Source organism: Clostridium formicaceticum (assembly GCF_001854185.1).
Classification (GTDB): domain Bacteria; phylum Bacillota; class Clostridia; order Peptostreptococcales; family Natronincolaceae; genus Andreesenella; species Andreesenella formicacetica.
The window spans coordinates 3,575,244-3,593,375 of the sequence record NZ_CP017603.1 but is presented as its reverse complement, the minus strand read 5'-3'; the positions used below and the strand labels follow the sequence as shown (position 1 = coordinate 3,593,375).

Annotated in this window: 16 protein-coding genes; 15 read left to right on the top strand and 1 reads right to left on the bottom strand. The window is 35.1% G+C overall.

From position 1 onward, the window contains the following. Positions 1-124: 124 nt before the first annotated feature. The gene (locus BJL90_RS16755; protein ID WP_070970659.1) at positions 125-1,396 is read right to left on the bottom strand and encodes a nucleotidyltransferase; all 1,272 of its coding nucleotides are present in this window, start codon (positions 1,394-1,396) and stop codon (positions 125-127) included. A gap of 470 nt (positions 1,397-1,866) precedes the next feature. On the opposite strand from BJL90_RS16755, the gene BJL90_RS16750 reads away from it, so the two are divergent. From BJL90_RS16750 to ftsY, 15 genes are all read left to right on the top strand, one after another. After that, positions 1,867-3,060: an acetate/propionate family kinase gene (locus tag BJL90_RS16750; RefSeq protein WP_070970656.1), complete on the top strand. Its 1,194-nt coding sequence runs from the start codon at positions 1,867-1,869 to the stop codon at positions 3,058-3,060. Positions 3,061-3,280: 220 nt separating this feature from the next. After that, positions 3,281-3,805: a YceD family protein gene (locus tag BJL90_RS16745; protein WP_070970653.1), complete on the top strand. Its 525-nt coding sequence runs from the start codon at positions 3,281-3,283 to the stop codon at positions 3,803-3,805. Positions 3,806-3,818: 13 nt separating this feature from the next. Then, positions 3,819-4,001 carry a 50S ribosomal protein L32 gene (gene rpmF, locus BJL90_RS16740; protein WP_070970650.1) on the top strand — a complete coding sequence of 61 codons (183 nt, stop codon included), beginning with the start codon at positions 3,819-3,821 and terminating at the stop codon, positions 3,999-4,001. Positions 4,002-4,224: 223 nt separating this feature from the next. Then, the gene (gene fapR / locus BJL90_RS16735; protein WP_070970647.1) at positions 4,225-4,803 is read left to right on the top strand and encodes a transcription factor FapR; all 579 of its coding nucleotides are present in this window, start codon (positions 4,225-4,227) and stop codon (positions 4,801-4,803) included. Further along, a complete protein-coding gene (gene plsX / locus BJL90_RS16730; RefSeq protein ID WP_070970644.1) occupies positions 4,800-5,798 on the top strand; it encodes a phosphate acyltransferase PlsX in 999 nt (332 codons plus the stop codon). The genes fapR and plsX overlap by 4 nt, the downstream gene beginning before the upstream one ends. Before the next feature lies 1 nt (position 5,799). Beyond that, positions 5,800-6,798 (top strand): beta-ketoacyl-ACP synthase III, encoded by a 999-nt coding sequence (locus tag BJL90_RS16725; RefSeq protein WP_070970641.1) that lies wholly within the window; start codon positions 5,800-5,802, stop codon positions 6,796-6,798. A gap of 19 nt (positions 6,799-6,817) precedes the next feature. Further along, positions 6,818-7,771: an enoyl-[acyl-carrier-protein] reductase FabK gene (gene fabK / locus BJL90_RS16720; RefSeq protein ID WP_070970639.1), complete on the top strand. Its 954-nt coding sequence runs from the start codon at positions 6,818-6,820 to the stop codon at positions 7,769-7,771. A 1-nt stretch (position 7,772) separates the two neighbouring features. After that, positions 7,773-8,714, top strand: coding sequence for an ACP S-malonyltransferase (gene fabD, locus BJL90_RS16715; RefSeq protein WP_070970636.1), 942 nt, complete (start codon positions 7,773-7,775; stop codon positions 8,712-8,714). 12 nt (positions 8,715-8,726) lie between these two features. Beyond that, a complete protein-coding gene (gene fabG / locus BJL90_RS16710) occupies positions 8,727-9,470 on the top strand; it encodes a 3-oxoacyl-[acyl-carrier-protein] reductase (protein WP_070970633.1) in 744 nt (247 codons plus the stop codon). A 37-nt stretch (positions 9,471-9,507) separates the two neighbouring features. Continuing rightward, entirely contained in the window at positions 9,508-9,738 is a 231-nt protein-coding gene (gene acpP, locus BJL90_RS16705; protein ID WP_070970630.1) for an acyl carrier protein, read from the top strand. 58 nt (positions 9,739-9,796) lie between these two features. Continuing rightward, positions 9,797-11,038, top strand: a complete 1,242-nt coding sequence (gene fabF, locus BJL90_RS16700; protein WP_070970627.1) for a beta-ketoacyl-ACP synthase II — start codon at positions 9,797-9,799, stop codon at positions 11,036-11,038. A gap of 262 nt (positions 11,039-11,300) precedes the next feature. Beyond that, entirely contained in the window at positions 11,301-12,008 is a 708-nt protein-coding gene (gene rnc, locus BJL90_RS16695; RefSeq protein ID WP_070970624.1) for a ribonuclease III, read from the top strand. Positions 12,009-12,014: 6 nt separating this feature from the next. Next, positions 12,015-13,055: an elongator complex protein 3 gene (locus BJL90_RS16690; protein ID WP_070970621.1), complete on the top strand. Its 1,041-nt coding sequence runs from the start codon at positions 12,015-12,017 to the stop codon at positions 13,053-13,055. A gap of 80 nt (positions 13,056-13,135) precedes the next feature. Beyond that, positions 13,136-16,720, top strand: a complete 3,585-nt coding sequence (gene smc, locus BJL90_RS16685; protein WP_070970617.1) for a chromosome segregation protein SMC — start codon at positions 13,136-13,138, stop codon at positions 16,718-16,720. A gap of 11 nt (positions 16,721-16,731) precedes the next feature. After that, positions 16,732-18,060, top strand: a complete 1,329-nt coding sequence (ftsY, locus tag BJL90_RS16680) for a signal recognition particle-docking protein FtsY (RefSeq protein ID WP_070970615.1) — start codon at positions 16,732-16,734, stop codon at positions 18,058-18,060. Positions 18,061-18,132 lie beyond the last annotated feature (72 nt).

Below are 18,132 nucleotides of genomic sequence, written 5' to 3'. Positions count from 1 at the left end.
TGTATATTAAAATTTAACTTTAGAAGCGCGTATCTATATAAAATTGACAATAAACCTTTAATAAATATATATTTGTTTTTAAAAGTATATATTCTTTTATATAGGGAGAATAAGATATTAATTACTATGTTACTTGGTAATAAGGACTTATATAAAAGTCTAAAGGACGGGTAGAATAATCTTCGTTATTTGTAGCCAAGGCATATAGATTCGTTGCTCTTATATCTATCTCTAACATTTTTTTAGCGATTTCATTTGAGGGAACATATTGATTAATCTTATTAATAATAGGCAAAGTAGCTTTTAACTTACAGGCCTTTAAAATTTCCCTGCCTTTATTATTTAGAGCAAGAACCCGAAGATATTGGGGACCTCCGGAAGAAGTAAAATCTATAATATCTTTTTTCTTAAGATTTAATAACACATGCATACAAATCCTCTGAAAACGAGTTTGTGTATATCTTTTACTTTTTACACAATGGTATAAATTCGTTAAGGAATTACAGTGATGACTACACTGAAAAATTTTGTTTTCTAACCCTTCTCTTATGTCAAAATAATGGGAAAGGCTTTCCTTACTTTCCCGCCTTAATAGCGTCAAAATAACTTTTTCAAAATCCTCTTTAAAGATAGGGGCCAATTTTTTCTCAAAAGCTTCTTCCAAGATATTCAAGGAGGAGGGGGGCATGGTTCCTTTTAGTTCTTGAAGATGATTTTTTCTATAAAAATGCTCTCTAATAGCAGTAGCGCTTACGATGCTGCCTTCAAGTTTAGTTGAATGATAGGCGGCCTTGATTCTAGGAATCGTATAGGGAAGAATAGAAGCATTTAATTTCTTTAACATCTTCATATATTCTATCGCTAAAATATTGTTAGGACTATTCATAATCATTTCTATGACTTCTAAGTCTGAGGTTTTAAGATTACAATCGTCATCTAGATTAAAATAATCAGCCAAAGCTTTTGTTCGTGCCGAAGGAAAAGATAAGCCCTTTTTTAAGTGGTTTTTGAGAAAAATTTTGAATTTAGGAGGCGATAAAAATAAAACATTGGCAATTACTTTTAGCAAGGAAATTTCTCCGTATTCACTTCCAAAACACAATGCATCTACTACCCCCATAGCGTGAAGTAGGCTTATTGAGCCAAAGGCAAACAACTCTGCTGTAGCACAGGCATAAGGGGTGGGAAGTTCAATAACTAAATCAACACCAGCTTGTACCGCCATTTTAGCTCGATCCCACTTATGAACTAAGGCAGGTTCCCCTCTTTGAAGAAAGTTTCCACTCATGATAGCCACCGCATGGGTGCAACCAGTAAGTTCCTTAGATGCATTTAAATGATATAGATGTCCATTGTGAAAAGGATTATATTCAGTGATTAAGCCCAATACCTTCATAAAAAAACCTCCATTATTTTTATTTTATCGAAATTATTAAAACTTACTATATGTAAATATCGCTTTTTTATAATCGGTGAATAAAAAGAATCTATTTAATAAAATATAACACGAATGTTTAATCATGTATAGATTGTTATCAATAAGGTTATTTTATAGACATACGCCTATGGATTTTAATATACTAAGGGTTACATTTGCAGTCCTTGGCTACGTTTTTTAGCTAAGGCGAAATCATATGATCTTGGATATTAAAATTCAAGTTTCAAGGCGTATACCGATAGTAAATATAACAGATAATAATGTAGTTGTTTGAAGAAAAAATATAAATGAAAGATAAATTTTAATAAAAATCATCGAAAAACTTGAAAAAACATTAGAAATTTATTATGATTGTAATGTTAAGAGATTTTCTGACAAGTATTTATCAAATTACTTACATTCAATTAAATAGGAGGTATTAAATTAAAATGAAGGTATTAGTTATGAATTGTGGAAGTTCTTCACTTAAGTACCAGCTTATTAATATGGAAAATGAAGAATTATTAGCAAAAGGAATAGCAGAGAGAATTGGCATAGATGGTTCTTTTGTAAAACATGAGACAACAGGTAAAGAGAAGGTTGTTATTGAAGAACCATTGAATGACCATAAAGCAGCTATCAAAATCGTTGTAGATGCTTTAACAAATAGCGAGTATGGTGCAATTCAATCTATGGAAGAAATTTCTGCCGTAGGTCACAGGGTTGTTCATGGAGGAGACAAATTCTCTAGTTCTGTGGTAATTGATGACGAAGTAAAAACAGCAATAGAAGAGTGTGCAGAATTAGCGCCATTACATAATCCTCCAAACTTAATGGGAATTAATGCATGTAAAGAAATTTTACCTCAAGCACCTATGGTGGCAGTATTTGACACTGCATTCCATCAAACCATGCCTGCTGCTTCTTATATGTATGCCCTACCTTACGAATTATATGAAAAATATAAAGTAAGAAGATATGGTTTCCACGGTACTTCTCACAAGTATGTTTCAGATAAAGCAGCTGAAATGTTAGGAAAACCACTAAAAGATTTAAAGATTGTTACATGTCACTTAGGAAACGGCGCCAGTATTGCAGCAGTAAATCATGGACAATCTGTTGATACCAGTATGGGCTTTACACCATTAGAAGGATTAGCAATGGGAACAAGATGCGGTGACATAGATCCGGCCATCATTGACTACTGGATGAATAAAGAAAACCTAACAATAGCAGAGGCAACCAATGCAATGAACAAAAAATCTGGTGTGTTAGGTGTATCAGGAATTAGTAGTGACTTCAGAGATATTGAAGAAGCTGCAGAAAAAGGAAATGAAAGAGCACAATTAGCTTTAGACTTATATTATCAAAGAGTAAAGAAGTACATAGGAGCTTATGCTGCTGAAATGGGCGGTTTAGATGCAGTAGTATTTACTGCGGGATTAGGCGAAAATTCTTTTATAGCTAGAAAAGAGATTTGTAAAGGTCTTGAATTTTTAGGTATTAAGATTGATGATGAGAAAAATAATGTACGTGGCAAAGAAACTGTTGTTTCAACAGATGACGCTGCAGTAAAGGTATTATTAATCCCAACGAATGAGGAATTAATGATCGCAAGAGATACAAAGACCCTTGTAGGATAATCAAAGCAAAAAGGTAGGGAAAACTCTCTACCTTTTCATTATGAAGGAGAGGGATATTTGCCTTTCGATTTGAAATTCTATGATTCCTTTAACGTATCAAGATAAAATGCTTGACAAACAATCAATTGATTTGTATAATCATTTTTGTTGATATATTCGTAAAAGCTATTTTCTTAAAGCTTTTATAGAGAAAACTGTGGTATACTTAATAGAGGTGAGGATGTTGAAGTTTGATTTAAACACCATAAAAAGAGGGGAACATGATAAACTAAATATAGACTTTACTGTTGACCTTGATAATATAAACTATTATGGTGATGTTCTTAAGGTGATAAGGCCTATACATGTTTTGGGAACAATATATAGTGTTGGGAAAAAAATTTTTCTGTCCTGTAATATTGAAACAGAACTAGAGGTTCACTGCGGAAGATGTTTAAAGCCCTTTACTCATTTACTAAAAAACAATATTGACGTTGAATTAGTTGAAGAGGAAAAGTTGGAGGACAATGATGATTTAGAAGACATTGCTATCTATCGTGATAATAGCATAGATTTTAATGAAATGATAAAAGAACAAATTATCATGAATCTTCCTATGAAGGTGGTATGCAGTGAAGACTGCAAGGGACTGTGTAAAACATGTGGTAAAGACTTAAACCTAGAAGAATGTAAATGTAATCAAGATAGTGAAGATAATATAGATCCTCGATTTGCTAAATTAAAGGAATTGTTACAACAAGATTAAGGAGGTGTTAAACATGGCGGTACCAAAGCGTAAAACAGGTAAATCAAAGAAGAATATGAGAAGAGCAGCAAATTCTAAATATGTTGCACCAGGGTATGTAAAGTGCCCACAATGTCACGAACCTAAATTATCACACCGTGTATGTCCTGAATGTGGATATTACAAAAACAAAGAGGTAATTACAGTAAATGAATAATAATCATGAAAAAATAGTAATGAAGGCTCATTACTATTTTTTTATGCATTTTAAAAGTAGTAATAATAAACTTCGCTGCTTTTTTTATTTACAATTATTATAAATAACTTGAAGTTGTTTTTTAAATACTAACCATAAAGTTCTTGATTTTTCATAGGGAATAATATATACTAAATATTAGTATCAGGTACTAATCTTTAGTACTAATTACGAGGTGATAGAAATGAAAGGGCCAGGTAAGGCTAGCAAATCAGTTCGCCAAAAAAAGTTACTGGAGCTGATTCAAGAACAACCTTTTTTAACGGATGAAGATTTATCCACTAAATTTAGTGTTAGTATACAGACCATAAGATTAGATAGATTAGAGTTAGGGATACCGGAACTTAGAGAAAGAATAAAAAATGTCGCGGAAAAAAACTACAAAAAGGTTAGAAGTATTATTGGAACAGAGATTGTAGGAGAATTAATTGATTTAAACTTAGGAGTCAGCGGTATATCTGTACTGCAGACTACTCAGGATATGGCTTTTAGTAAAACAAACCTTGTAAGGGGGCATCATATTTTTTCTCAAGCAGAATCATTAGCTATGGCAGTCATTGATGCAGAGGTTGCACTAACCGGTGTGTCGAACATTAAATATTTAAATCCTGTAAAGGCTGGAGATAAGTTAGTAGCTAAGGCAGAAGTCGTAAGGGTTAGGGGAAATAACCATTTTGTACATGTTCGGACCAAAGTAGATCAAGTACAAGTATTTAGAGGAAAGTTTATATTGGTCGTTATTGAAGAGGGAGGGATAGAATGAAACTGGTTGTAGATGCAATGGGAGGAGACCATGGTCCTGCTGTTACAATACCAGGGGCTATCGAAGCTGTTAAAGCATACCCTATAACTATTATTTTAACCGGAGATAAAAACAAAATTGAAAAAGAATTAAGCAAGTATCAGTATCCTAAAAAGCAGATAGAAGTTCTTCACTGTAGTGAAGAAATCACCAATGAAGATAAGCCTGTAGCCGCTATTAGAAAGAAAAAAGATTCCTCCATGGTGGTTGGGCTAAACCTAGTAAAGGAAAAAAAAGCTGACGCCATCATTTCTGCAGGAAACACAGGTGCATTATTGGCGGGAGGATTGTTTATACTAGGAAGGATTAAAGGAATTGATCGACCTGCATTGGCTACGGCTTACCCAACAACCAAAGGAGCCTCTGTATTGATAGATAGTGGTGCTAATGCTGATTGTAAGCCAAGAAATTTTTTGGAATTTGGTATTATGGGTGAAGTCTATGCCTCGAAGGTATTGAACATACAAAATCCAAAAATATGTACTGTGAATATTGGGATTGAAGAAACCAAAGGAAATGATGTTACAAAAGAAGCTTATCAACTTTGTGCAAAGGCAAAGTTTAATTTTGGAGGCAATATAGAAGCAAGAGATATTCCTTCGGGCTATGCAGATGTAATTATTTGTGATGGATTCACTGGAAACATTATATTAAAACTAACTGAAGGTATAGCTTCAACGATATTTGGTATATTGAAGGAAGAGTTTACTAAAAACACATTACGTAAACTAGCTGCTGGGATTTTGAAGTCAGGACTCAAGGATTTTAAGAAAAGGTTTGACTATACAGAATATGGCGGAGCTCCCTTTTTAGGTGTAGAAGGAAATTTGATTAAAGCTCATGGAAGCTCCAATGCTAAAGCTATTAAAAATGCCATTAGACAGGCGAAGGCCTTTGTAGAAAATAATGTAGTAGAAGAAATTTTCAAGGAAATCGATGGGCTAGGAGAGGATTAATTTGACTAAACAATTTGCTGTGGGGATAACAGGGATAGGAAGTTATCTACCAGATAAAATATTCACCAACAGCGACATAGAGAAGATGGTAGAAACCTCTGATGAGTGGATTGTGACGAGAACGGGTATCAAACAAAGAAGAGTTGTTGATGAAAAAACGGCTGCTTCTGATTTAGCTACCAAAGCTGCAGAAAAAGCCATAGAAGATGCTGGTATGGATGCGAAAGAGATAGATTTAATTATTGTTGCAACTGCCACACCAGATATGGCATTTCCTTCTACAGCCTGTATTGTTCAAAAAAATATTGCTGCTGTAAACGCAGCTGCCTTAGATATTTCAGCAGCTTGTACAGGGTTTGTCTATGCTCTCACTGTGGGGGAACAGTTTATAAAGACAGGTTTTTACAAAAATGCGTTAATTATTGGGGCTGAAACGATGTCGAAGGTGATTGATTGGCAGGATCGTAATACATGCGTACTATTCGGTGATGGGGCGGGAGCAGTAGTGCTAGAAAAAACAGAAGAAGGCATGGGAATCTTATCTTCTTATTTAGGAGCAGATGGAGAAAGTGGAGATTGTTTAACAATACCGGCAGGCGGTTCTAGACTACCAGCAACTTACGAAACCGTGGATAATCGATTACATTGCATAAAAATGGATGGCAGCGAGGTGTTTAAATTTGCTGTCAGGGTGATGGCAAGTGCAGCGCTTAAGGCTCTGGAAAAAAGCAATATAAATTTAGAAGAAGTGGACTTTTTAATACCCCATCAGGCCAATATTAGGATTATAGAAGCAGCAGCCAAGAGGTTAAAGCTTCCTATGGAAAAAGTCTATGTTAATTTAGATCAATATGGAAATATGTCAGCTGCTTCTGTACCAGTAGCTTTAGATGAAGCTGTGAAGAAAGGTCTTATAAAAAAAGGTGATACTGTTGTTATGGTAGCCTTTGGGGGAGGACTGACATGGGGATCTACAGTAGTAAAGTGGTGCAAGGAATGATCAAGAAAGGATGATATAAATGTTACGTACAGATTTATGCGAGGTTTTAAATATTGAATATCCAATCCTCCAGGGAGGCATGGCATGGGTTGCTACAGCGGAGTTAGCAGCAGCAGTATCGAATGCTGGTGGACTAGGGATTATTGCAGCGGGAAATGCTCCTGGTGATATTGTAGAGAAAGAAATTCAAAAGGCAAAAGAACTAACGGATAAACCCTTTGGTGTGAATGTCATGCTTTTATCTCCTTTTGTTGAAGACGTAATGGAAATCATCTATAAGTATAAAGTAGCTGTTGTTACTACAGGGGCAGGTAATCCTGGCAAATATATTAAAAAGCTAAAAGAAATAGGAACCAAAATCGTTCCTGTGGTTCCTTCGGTAGCTCTTGCAAAGAGAATGGAGAGCTTAGGGGTAGACGCAGTGATTGTGGAGGGAACTGAAGCTGGAGGACATATTGGAGAACTAACCACCTTTGCTTTAGTACCTCAGGTGGTAGATGAATTGAAGATACCTGTAATCGCTGCTGGAGGTATTGCAGATGGAAGAGGTTTGGTGGCAGCTTTAGCACTGGGAGCTCAAGGCGTGCAAATGGGGACGAGATTTATTTGCTCTAACGAATGTACTGCTCATGAAAAATATAAGGAAATGGTGATTAAGGCAAAGGACAGGGATGCTATTGTTACTGCTAGAAGCAGTGGACACCCTGTAAGAGTGCTGAAAAATAAATTTGCTAAAGAAATTGCCCGGTTAGAAAAAGAAAATGTTCCCTTCGAAGAGTTGGAACAAATCGGTATAGGGAAGCTAAGGCTAGCAGTAGTAGAAGGAGACATTGAAAACGGCTCTGTTATGGCGGGACAGATCGCTGCTATGGTAAAAGACATTAAATCCTGTGAGGAAATTATAGATGAAGTAATAAATGACGCAAAGGTGCAATTACAGAGATTGAAGTTTTTAAGCAAGGAGGAATTGTAATATGGGAAAAACTGCCTTTGTATTTCCTGGTCAAGGTGCACAGTATGTGGGAATGGGAAAAGACATTACAGATAATTTTAAAGCTGCAAAACTTACTTATGAAGAGGCCAGTGATGTTTTAGGCCTAGATATGAAAAAGCTTTGCTTCGATGGGCCTGAGGAAGAATTGTTAAAGACTGAAAATACACAACCGGCTATTTTGACTACAAGTGTGGCCATTTTAAAAGTATTGGAAGAGTTAGGTATTGAATGTCAAATGACAGCAGGATTAAGTCTAGGTGAATATGGGTCTTTAGTAAAATCTGATGTTTTTGCTTTTGGTGACGCGGTGAAATTAGTGAAAAATCGTGGTAAATATATGCAGGAGGCGGTGCCTCAAGGGGTAGGGATTATGGCGGCTATTTTAGGGCTAGAAAAGCAACCGTTGCAGGAATGTATCAATAGCTGTAGACAGTATGGCATTGTAGAAGCTGCAAATTATAATAGTCCTGGGCAAATTGTAATTTCTGGTGAGGTAGAGGCAGTAAAGATGGCAGTGAAAAAAGCGGTAGAACTAGGTGCTAAAAAGGCAGTGGTTCTTCCTGTAAGTGCTCCCTTTCACTGTAGTTTATTAAAGCCGGCGGGAGAAAGATTGAAGGCAGACTTAGAAAGTTTAGAGATTCATTCTCCAAAAGTCCCTATTGTAACCAATGCAGAAGCAAAAATATTAAATTGTAAGACACAAGTTATACCATCGCTGGTAGATCAAGTCAGTAGATCTGTATTATGGCAGGACTCTATTGAATTGATGATAAAAAATGGGATGGATACCTTTATTGAAGTTGGTCCAGGGAAAACGCTGGCGGCTTTTATTAAAAGAATAGCAAAAAATTTTGATGTAAAAGTAAATCTTTATAGCATAGAAGATATGAAGAGTTTAAAGGATTTAATTCCAAATTACTAAGGAGGGATAAAATTGAACCTTAAAGGTAAGAATGCTATTGTTACAGGTGGTTCTAGAGGGATTGGTAGAGCAATTGCTCTAGGATTGGCGGAAAATGGGGCAAATGTCATGATTAACTATACCAGTAATAAAGAGGCTGCTGAAGCAGTGGTAAGGGAGATGGAAGGTTATGGTGTTAAGGCCTTGGCAGTTCAATGTAACGTGACCAATAGTGATGATGTAAAAAAAATGGTAGAGATAGCGGAAGAAAACTTTGATACCATAGATGTTCTAGTGAATAACGCTGGTATTACAAAGGATAATTTATTGTTACGTATGAAGGAAGAAGAATGGCAACAGGTGATGGACGTAAATTTAAAGGGTGTTTTTCTATGTACCAAAGCCATCATTAGGAAAATGATGAAACAAAAACAGGGTAAGATCATTAATATATCCTCTGTAGTGGGGGTTGTAGGAAATGCTGGCCAAGCGAATTATGCAGCTTCAAAGGCTGGTGTTATAGGCTTTACTAAATCGGTAGCTAGAGAAGTTGCTGGCAAAAACATTCATGTCAATGCCATTGCGCCAGGATTTATTGATACAGATATGACAGCTGTATTATCCGAAGATATAAAAAACGGATTAATTGAAGGTATTCCACTAAAAAGATATGGAAAGCCTGAAGATATAGCAGCACTTGTAACTTTTTTAAGCAGTGACTTAGCAAACTATATTACCGGCCAGGTAATTCATGTGGATGGCGGTATGGCTATTTAGGGATAAAAATCAAAAAAATTATGAGGAGGAATTTGTTATGGTATTTGAAAAAGTTGTAAATATTATTGCTGAACAATTAGGTGTTGAGGAAGTAGCGTCAATTACGAAAGAAACTTCATTAATAGCAGATCTAGAAGCAGATTCATTAGATGCTGTAGAAATTATTATGGCGATTGAAGATGAATTTGGTGTAGAAATACCAGATGATGAAGCAGAAAATTTCAAAAATATCGGTGATATCATCGCCTATGTAGAGAAAAACTTATAAACATTTCTAAAGTCCCCTATGGATAAAAATTGGAAATAGGTGGAAAAAGGAGGACCATATGAAAAGACGAGTTGTTGTAACAGGGCTGGGATGTATTACGCCTATAGGCAAGGGCAAGGATGATTTTTGGAAAAATCTTACTACTGGAGTTTCGGGCATAGATTATATTACAAAGTTTGATACCACAGATTATCCCACGAAAATTGCAGCAGAGGTGAAGGATTTTCAGCCTGAAGACTATATAGATAAAAAAGAAGCAAGAAAAATGGATCGATTCACTCAGTTTGCTATTGCTGCTTCAAAGCTAGCGGTTGAAGATGCGCAGTTAAATGTGGAAGAAATTGAATCAGAGAGGTTTGGGGTAATCCTTGGGTCCGGCATAGGAGGAATAGAAACCTTTGAAGAACAAAATTTAAAGCTTTTAGATAAAGGTGTGAAAAGAATTAGTCCTTTTTTTATACCAATGATGATCACCAATATTGGTTCTGGTCAAGTTTCTATGTTCTTTAATGCAAGAGGTCCTAATAGTACCGTGGTCACTGCTTGTGCATCCTCTACGAATGCCGTTGGAGAAGCTTTTAGGGTGATTGAAAGAGGAGATGCTGATATCATGATTACTGGTGGAACAGAAGCATCTATTACGCCTCTTTCTATGGCAGGTTTTTGCTCTTTAAGAGCGATGTCTACCTTCAATGAAGATCCTAAAAAAGCCAGCAGGCCTTTTGACCTAAATAGAGATGGTTTTGTGATGGGAGAAGGATCTGGGATGTTGATTCTAGAGGACTTAGATCATGCTCTCAAAAGAGGGGCGCGAATTTATGCTGAGATTGTAGGGTATGGTATGAGTGCAGATGCTTATCACATTACTGCCCCAGATCCAGAAGGAAAAGGTGCAGCTAGAGCAATGGAAAATGCTCTTAAAGATGGCAGTATCCCTTATGAAGAGGTGGACTACATCAATGCCCATGGTACCAGTACCCCTTATAATGATAAGTTTGAAACCTTGGCAATAAAAAAGGTTTTTAAAGAGCATGCAAAAGAATTATGCGTTAGCTCAACAAAATCAATGACGGGTCATTTGTTAGGTGCAGCTGGTGGCGTGGAGGGGATGGTATGTGCATTATCGATTTATCATAATATGGTACCTCCCACAATCAACTATGAGACCCCTGATGAAGAATGTGATTTGGATTATGTACCGAATAAAGCCCGGGAAAAAGAGGTTAACTATGCATTATCTAATTCCTTTGGCTTTGGGGGACATAATGCAACCATTGCTTTTAAAAAGTATCAGCCTTAAGGTTTAAAAAATAATTATAGAAATCTCCTAGGATTTCTATAATTATTTTTTGCATTTGAAAGACTTTAATAGTAAAATATTATAGATATGTGTTTGTATAACGAATAAAAAGATCAAGGTAATACAGTTGCAGGTCCATATAGGCATATACCTACACATGGATTTAATAAAAGAATATATCATTTGTTTGCATATAAGAAACCCTTGTATTTTAAACTAAAAATAGAAAACAAATATACTAGCAACTATTGGAGGGAAAAGGATGCCACATATAAATAGTCATACGGAAGAATATATTTCGAGGCTACAGGAAACATTGAACTACAGGTTTAGAAATATAGATATATTAAAAGAGGCTTTAACCCACAGCTCCTATGCAAATGAATCTAAAAATAAAAAAGTTAGATATAATGAACGGCTAGAGTTTTTAGGTGATTCTGTTTTAAGCTTAGTGATAAGTGAATATGTTTTTCTAAAGTACAAGCATTTACCAGAGGGAGAACTAACAAAGGTAAGAGCTAATGTTGTCTGCGAAGCTTCTTTAGCAGCTCAGGGTAGAGTAATAGATATAGGTCAGTACTTATTTTTAGGTAGAGGTGAGGAATTTACTGGAGGCAGGCAAAGGGAATCAATTTTAGCAGATGCCTTTGAAGCTGTTATTGGAGCTATTTATTTAGATGGAGGTATTGAAAAGGCTAAGGCATTTATTTTAAGTCATTTCCTAGAGAGTATAGATCTTGCCACAAAAGGGATATTATTTCGGGATTATAAAACACATCTGCAGGAGTTGCTACAAAGTAAAACTTCGCAAAAAATTACCTATAATGTTGTGAGAGAGTATGGACCAGACCATAATAAAAGCTTTGATGTAGAAGTTTTAATAGGAGAAAAGGTGATAGGACGGGGTAGTGGAAAGAGTAAAAAGGAAGCGGAGCAAAGAGCAGCTGAGGAAGCGATTAAGCGAGGTTAAAGAAATATGTCTAAGAAGAATTATATTATACCTATTTTTATTCCTCATCAAGGTTGTCCCCATGATTGCAGTTTTTGTAATCAGAAGAAGATAGCTGGAGAAATTGAAGATGTTACAGAAAAAGAAGTTTATCAGCTTATTGACGATTATTTAAATCTATTCCCTAAAGACGCTGCAAACAAAGAGGTGGCTTTTTATGGAGGAAGTTTCACGGGAATTCCTATAAGAAAGCAGCTTGAATTATTGAAACCAGCTTTTAAAATGAAAAAAAAGGGTTGCATTCATGCTATAAGGGTTTCTACAAGACCTGACTATATTGATAAAGATAGGCTGGATTTGCTTAAAAGCTATGGTGTTTCTGCGATTGAACTAGGGGTTCAATCTACAGATGATGAGATTCTTGCACTAAACCGTAGAGGACATAAACGAGAAGATGTTTTTTATGCAGCAGAGCTAATTAAAGGTTATGGATTTAGATTGGGCCTTCAAATGATGGTGGGACTCATTGGAGATCATAGCGCTAGTATACATCAGACAGCGAAAGATATTATTTCACTAAAACCTAATTTTGTTAGAATCTATCCTACAATGGTTATCAAAGATACGCATTTAGAAGCCCTATACTATCAGGGAGAATATACGCCTTTTTCTTTTGAAGAAACAGTAGCTATATGCAAAGAACTTTTACTACAGTTTCAGGCAAATCATATACCAGTGATTCGATTAGGTCTTCAGAATACTGAAGATATTTCTCATGGAAAAACGATTGTAGCAGGACCTTATCATCCTGCTTTTAGAGAAATTGTTGAAGGGGAGATTTACAAGGACTTGATAGAAGAAAAGCTTAAAAGTGTTTATGAGGACAGAGAAGCCATGTTGCTGGTCTACTGTCATCCTAGTATCGCTTCTAAGGTAGCTGGCTTTAAACAGGGGAATAAAAAGTATTTCGCTGCTAAATATAAAATATCAAAAATGATAATTAAGCACTGTCTTGAGATGCCTAAAGGAGAAATAAGGATATCTTTGATATTTGATAGAAATCTATAAAATCTTTATGGAGTCATTTGTATGTTCTATGCTAAAATAGCTTTATAATTATTTTGAGGCAAGTTTGGGAGGTAGGTTCTTTGTACTTAAAAAGACTAGAAATTTATGGGTTTAAATCCTTTGCAAATAAAATAGAGATGAATTTTGAAGAAGGAGTTACTGCTGTGGTAGGGCCTAATGGTAGTGGAAAAAGTAACATTTCTGATGCTATAAAATGGGTTTTGGGGGAACAAAGCGTTAAATCCTTAAGAGGTAGTAAGATGGAGGATGTTATTTTTTCAGGTACCAGTAGCAAAAAGCCTTTAAGTATAGCGGAAGTTTCTTTAACCCTGGATAATAGTTCTCAAATTTTACCTGTAGCTTATGAAGAAGTAACCATTACTAGAAGAATGTATCGCTCTGGAGAAAGTGAGTATTATTTAAACAAATCCTCCTGTAGATTAAAAGATATTAGAGAATTATTTATGGATACCGGCATAGGAAAAGAGGGATACTCCGTTATTGGCCAAGGAAAAATTGATGAGATATTAAGTAGCAAATCAGAAGATCGAAGACAATTATTTGAAGAGGCGGCGGGAATCGTCAAGTATAAACATAGAAAACATGAAGCACAAAAAAAATTAGATAATACAAAGGATAATCTGACAAGACTTACAGATATACTGCAAGAACTGGAAAAACAATTAAAGCCTTTAGAAAACCAAAGTATACAAGCTGAAAAGTTTAAGAGGCTTAAAGAAGCGCTATTAAAATTAGAAGTAAATTTATTTATAAAGGAAATCGATAAAACTGATATAGAATTGAAACATATTCATCAACAAGTGGAGATGATTAAGAAGTCCTTAGCCCTTAAAAAGAGTGAAAAAGAAACATATAAGGCACAGTTAATGGAAGTGCAGAAGCAAATAACCTCATGGGAAGAAGAAATACAAATCTATCAAAGTGAGTTTCACCATACGCAGAATGAAATCGGTAGAAAGGAGGGGGAGATCAACTTAAATCAAGAGAAATTGATGCACTTAGATCAAAATAAGGGGCGATTAAAAGGAGAAATTGACGATATTCATAAGGCTACCATCAAAAATACGCAGGAGCTAGAGATGAAGCTTGATATATTAAAAAAAGTCGATACAGATATACAAGATATGATTGGTGTCTTAGAGAATAAGACTTTAGAATATAAAAACTTATCCCATTTGAGCGCATTAAAGGAACAGGATATGGAAAAATCAAAATCCTACATTATTGATGCTTTAAACGATATTGCGGATAAAAAGAGCGAAGAAAATAGTTTTAAAACCTTAATAAATACAATGCAGCAACGGATAGAACAGGTTGATAAAGATAAGATGGATTATAGAAGAAAGAGGGAAGAGGGTCAACAAAAGTTCGGAGGGTTACAACAAAACTTAAAAGAAGTAACTGGTGTTTTAAGTCATGCGAATAAAGAAGTAAGTAAAATAACTGCTGAGAAAATCGATCTTGAAAATCAAAAAAAACAAGCATACAAGGAACTGGAATCCATAAAAAATGAAGTTAACCATAAGAAATCCAAGAAAAGTATTCTTGAAGAAATGGAAAAAGGCCATGACGGCTATAATAAAAGTGTCAAAAATGCTTTACGGGCTTGTGAAAAGGATTTGGGGCTGGGGAAAGGTATTTACGGTGTTGTAGCTAATTTGCTTAAGGTGTCAAAAGGTTATGAGATTGCTATTGAAACGGCTTTGGGTCCAGCAATACAAAATATTGTTACCAGAAATGAAGAAGATGCTAAGCGGTTAATTCACTATTTGAAAAAATATAACTTAGGAAGAGTTACACTTCTACCACTAACTTCTATACAAAAAAAACAGATAAATCAAGAGGAATTAAGCCTTCTAAAGCAACTTTCTAATGTGGAAGTCGCCATAGATAAAATAAACTTTAATGATGAATTTAGTCAGATTTTTTCTAGTTTATTATCTAGGGTGTTGATTGTTCCGAATTTGGACGTAGGTACAGAAGCTGCCAAGATACTAAAATATAAATTTAAAATTGTAACAATGGACGGAGATGTGATGAATGTAGGCGGAGCATTAACGGGGGGAAGTTCAGCCTTCAAAGGAAATAGCATCTTGGGTAGAAAAAGAGAGTTAGAGGAGTTAAGTGGGACAATCGAAATGCTAAAAAAACAAGAAGTAAGTATTCAAACAAAGTATGATAGCCTAGCAGCATCGATAGATATTCTAGATAAAAAATTAAAAGTTTTGTATGAAGAGCAACAAGAAAATAAAATACTGCAAGCAACACTGGAAAGCAAAATACAACAGGCACAAGAAGAAAACAGGCATATTGCTGGTCTAATGAGACAAATGGAAAGGGAAACAGAAGAGCTTATAGCAGCTAAAGGGACTACCTTAGAACAATACACGAAAATACATCAAGAGATCCGAAATATGGAGGAGAAGATTTCTGAAACAAAACATACGTTGGAGGACCATGAAAAACACCTTTCATGTAGAAAACAACAAATGGAAATATTGACGGATGAGATTACCAAAGTTAAAATTAATCTGGCCTCTATGAAGGAGCAAAAAAAATCAATTTTACAGGAAATCGAGAATTTACAAACCCTGATTAGCGTTAATGAAGTTCAATCGCAGGAAAGAGAAAAAGAAATTATTAAGAGCAATAGAGAATATGAAGCGTTACAGCAGCAGCTTTGTGAAAATAAAAATCAATTACAACAATTCAACCAAAACTTAGAGATCCTACAGAATAAATTAGAAAAGCTAAAAAATGATAAACATGGCCTTTTACAGGTGCAAAACCAGAGGAAAGAACTGTTAGGTCAAATTGAAGAAGTAATAAAGGATTTAAATGACAGTATCTATAAACTGGATATGAAGTGTACTAGATTAGAAATGCAACAACAAACCTTCTATAATAAGTTATGGGAAGAATACGAGCTGACCTATAGCAATGCCAAGGAAATAAGAGAAGATATCCCAGAACAACTGAATATCACGAAAGAAATTAAAGCTTTAAAGGATCAAATAAAAGATTTAGGGCCCATCAATCTTCAGTCTATTGAAGATTATAAAAATGTAAAAGAGAGGTACGAATTTTTAGGACAGCAAAAAGATGATTTAGAAAAAGCAAGAGAAGCTTTAGTAAAAGTTATTATAGATATGGAAGAAACCATGAAAAAGCAATTTTTTGAGGAGTTTAACAAAATTAAGAAGAACTTTAATGAGGTATTTGTAAAACTCTTTGCTGGGGGTAAGGCAGAGCTGATTTTACAAGAGGAGAAGGACTTATTGAGCTGTGGCATTGAAATCATTGCTCAGCCTCCTGGGAAAAAGCTGCAAAGCTTATCGTTGTTATCTGGGGGAGAGCGGGCTTTGACAGCTATAGCACTGTTGTTTGGTATATTATTGGTGAAACCTACTCCATTTTGTATTTTAGATGAAATAGAAGCAGCACTGGATGATGCCAATGTCAGTAGGTTTGCAAAGTTTCTACAGGAACTTTCCCAAGAGACACAATTTGTTGTTGTAACCCATAGGAAGGGCACTATGGAAAATGCAGATGCGCTATATGGGGTTACTATGGAGGAAGAAGGTATATCTAAGATTGTTTCTGTAAAATTGAAGAATGAAATAAAAAAAGAAATAGCTAGTTAGGAGGAAATTTAATGTTTAAGAAACTATGGAATAAACTACTTAACAAGAATGACGAAGTAGAGAAAATAGAGGAAGAAATAGAAGAAGAAATAGAAGAAGAAGTAGAAGAAGAAGTAGAAGAAGAAGTAGAAGTAGAAGAAGAAGTAGAGGAAGAAATAGAAGAAGAAGTAGAAGAAGAAGTAGAGGAAGAAATAGAAGAAGAAATAGAAGAAGAAGTAGAAGAAGAAATAGAAGAAGAAGTAGAGGAAGAAATAGAAGAAGAAGTAGAGGAAGAAATAGAAGAAGAAGTAGAAGAAGTAGTAGAAGAAGTAGTAGAAGAAGTAGTAGAAGAAGAAATAGAAGAAGAAGTAGAAGAAGAAATAGAAGAAGAAGTAGAAGAAGAAATAGAAGAAGAAATAGAAAAAGAAAAACCAGTAGAAAAGGTCAGCCTATTTGCAAGATTAAAGGAAGGCTTATCAAAAACCAAGAAAGGTATTACTGATAAGATTGATGTACTTATTAAATCTTATCAAAAAATAGATGAAGAACTTTTTGAAGAGTTAGAAGAAATACTTATCACAGCAGATCTTGGCGTAAACACAACAATGGAAGTAATTGATGATTTAAGAGATACTATCAAAGAACGAAAGATTACTGATCCTCAGGAAATTAGAAAACTATTACAGGAAAAGCTAGCAGAAATTTTAGATAAACTGGCTTCTAGTGATTTGAATATTGAACCAACCCCTTCAATTATCTTAGTTGTGGGAGTAAATGGTGTAGGTAAGACAACTTCTATTGGTAAAATTGCTCATAAGTTAAAAAATCAAGGTAAAAAGGTGTTGTTGGCTGCTGGAGATACCTTTAGAGCTGCTGCTATCGATCAATTGAAAATATGGGGGGATAGAGTAGGGGTGGATGTAATTAAGCACCAGGAGGGTTCTGATCCTGCTGCTGTTATCTATGATGCTATTCAAGCAGCTAAAGCTAGAAGTGTAGATGTATTAATATGTGATACAGCTGGACGTCTTCATAACAAGAAAAATCTTATGAATGAGTTAGGTAAAGTGTTTAAGGTAGTGGAAAGGGAGTTCCCACAAGCAACCAAAGAAGTGTTATTAGTGCTAGATGCCACTACAGGACAGAATGCCATACAGCAAGCTAAAACATTTAAAGAAGTAGCAAATATTTCTGGTTTGGTCTTAACAAAGTTAGACGGTACTGCAAAGGGAGGAATTGTTGTTGCTATTAGCAAAGAACTAAATATTCCTGTAAAGTTAATTGGTGTAGGAGAACAAATGGAGGATTTACAGGAGTTTTCCTCAGAAGCCTTTGTAAAGGCACTATTTGGGGAAGAGTAAAAAAAATGTCAATAAAAAATACTTGACAGCTAAGATGTTTTAGTATAAAATCCTAATGTAAAGGAAATATAC

Excerpts from the sequence above, each read along its gene's own strand:
- BJL90_RS16755 (WP_070970659.1), bottom strand. The coding sequence starts at position 1,396 with ATGAAGGTATTGGGCTTAATCACTGAATATAATCCTTTTCACAATGGA.
- BJL90_RS16750 (WP_070970656.1), top strand. The coding sequence starts at position 1,867 with ATGAAGGTATTAGTTATGAATTGTGGAAGTTCTTCACTTAAGTACCAG.
- BJL90_RS16745 (WP_070970653.1), top strand. The coding sequence starts at position 3,281 with ATGTTGAAGTTTGATTTAAACACCATAAAAAGAGGGGAACATGATAAA.
- rpmF (WP_070970650.1), top strand. The coding sequence starts at position 3,819 with ATGGCGGTACCAAAGCGTAAAACAGGTAAATCAAAGAAGAATATGAGA.
- fapR (WP_070970647.1), top strand. The coding sequence starts at position 4,225 with ATGAAAGGGCCAGGTAAGGCTAGCAAATCAGTTCGCCAAAAAAAGTTA.
- plsX (WP_070970644.1), top strand. The coding sequence starts at position 4,800 with ATGAAACTGGTTGTAGATGCAATGGGAGGAGACCATGGTCCTGCTGTT.
- fabK (WP_070970639.1), top strand. The coding sequence starts at position 6,818 with ATGTTACGTACAGATTTATGCGAGGTTTTAAATATTGAATATCCAATC.
- fabD (WP_070970636.1), top strand. The coding sequence starts at position 7,773 with ATGGGAAAAACTGCCTTTGTATTTCCTGGTCAAGGTGCACAGTATGTG.
- acpP (WP_070970630.1), top strand. The coding sequence starts at position 9,508 with ATGGTATTTGAAAAAGTTGTAAATATTATTGCTGAACAATTAGGTGTT.
- fabF (WP_070970627.1), top strand. The coding sequence starts at position 9,797 with ATGAAAAGACGAGTTGTTGTAACAGGGCTGGGATGTATTACGCCTATA.
- rnc (WP_070970624.1), top strand. The coding sequence starts at position 11,301 with ATGCCACATATAAATAGTCATACGGAAGAATATATTTCGAGGCTACAG.
- BJL90_RS16690 (WP_070970621.1), top strand. The coding sequence starts at position 12,015 with ATGTCTAAGAAGAATTATATTATACCTATTTTTATTCCTCATCAAGGT.
- ftsY (WP_070970615.1), top strand. The coding sequence starts at position 16,732 with ATGTTTAAGAAACTATGGAATAAACTACTTAACAAGAATGACGAAGTA.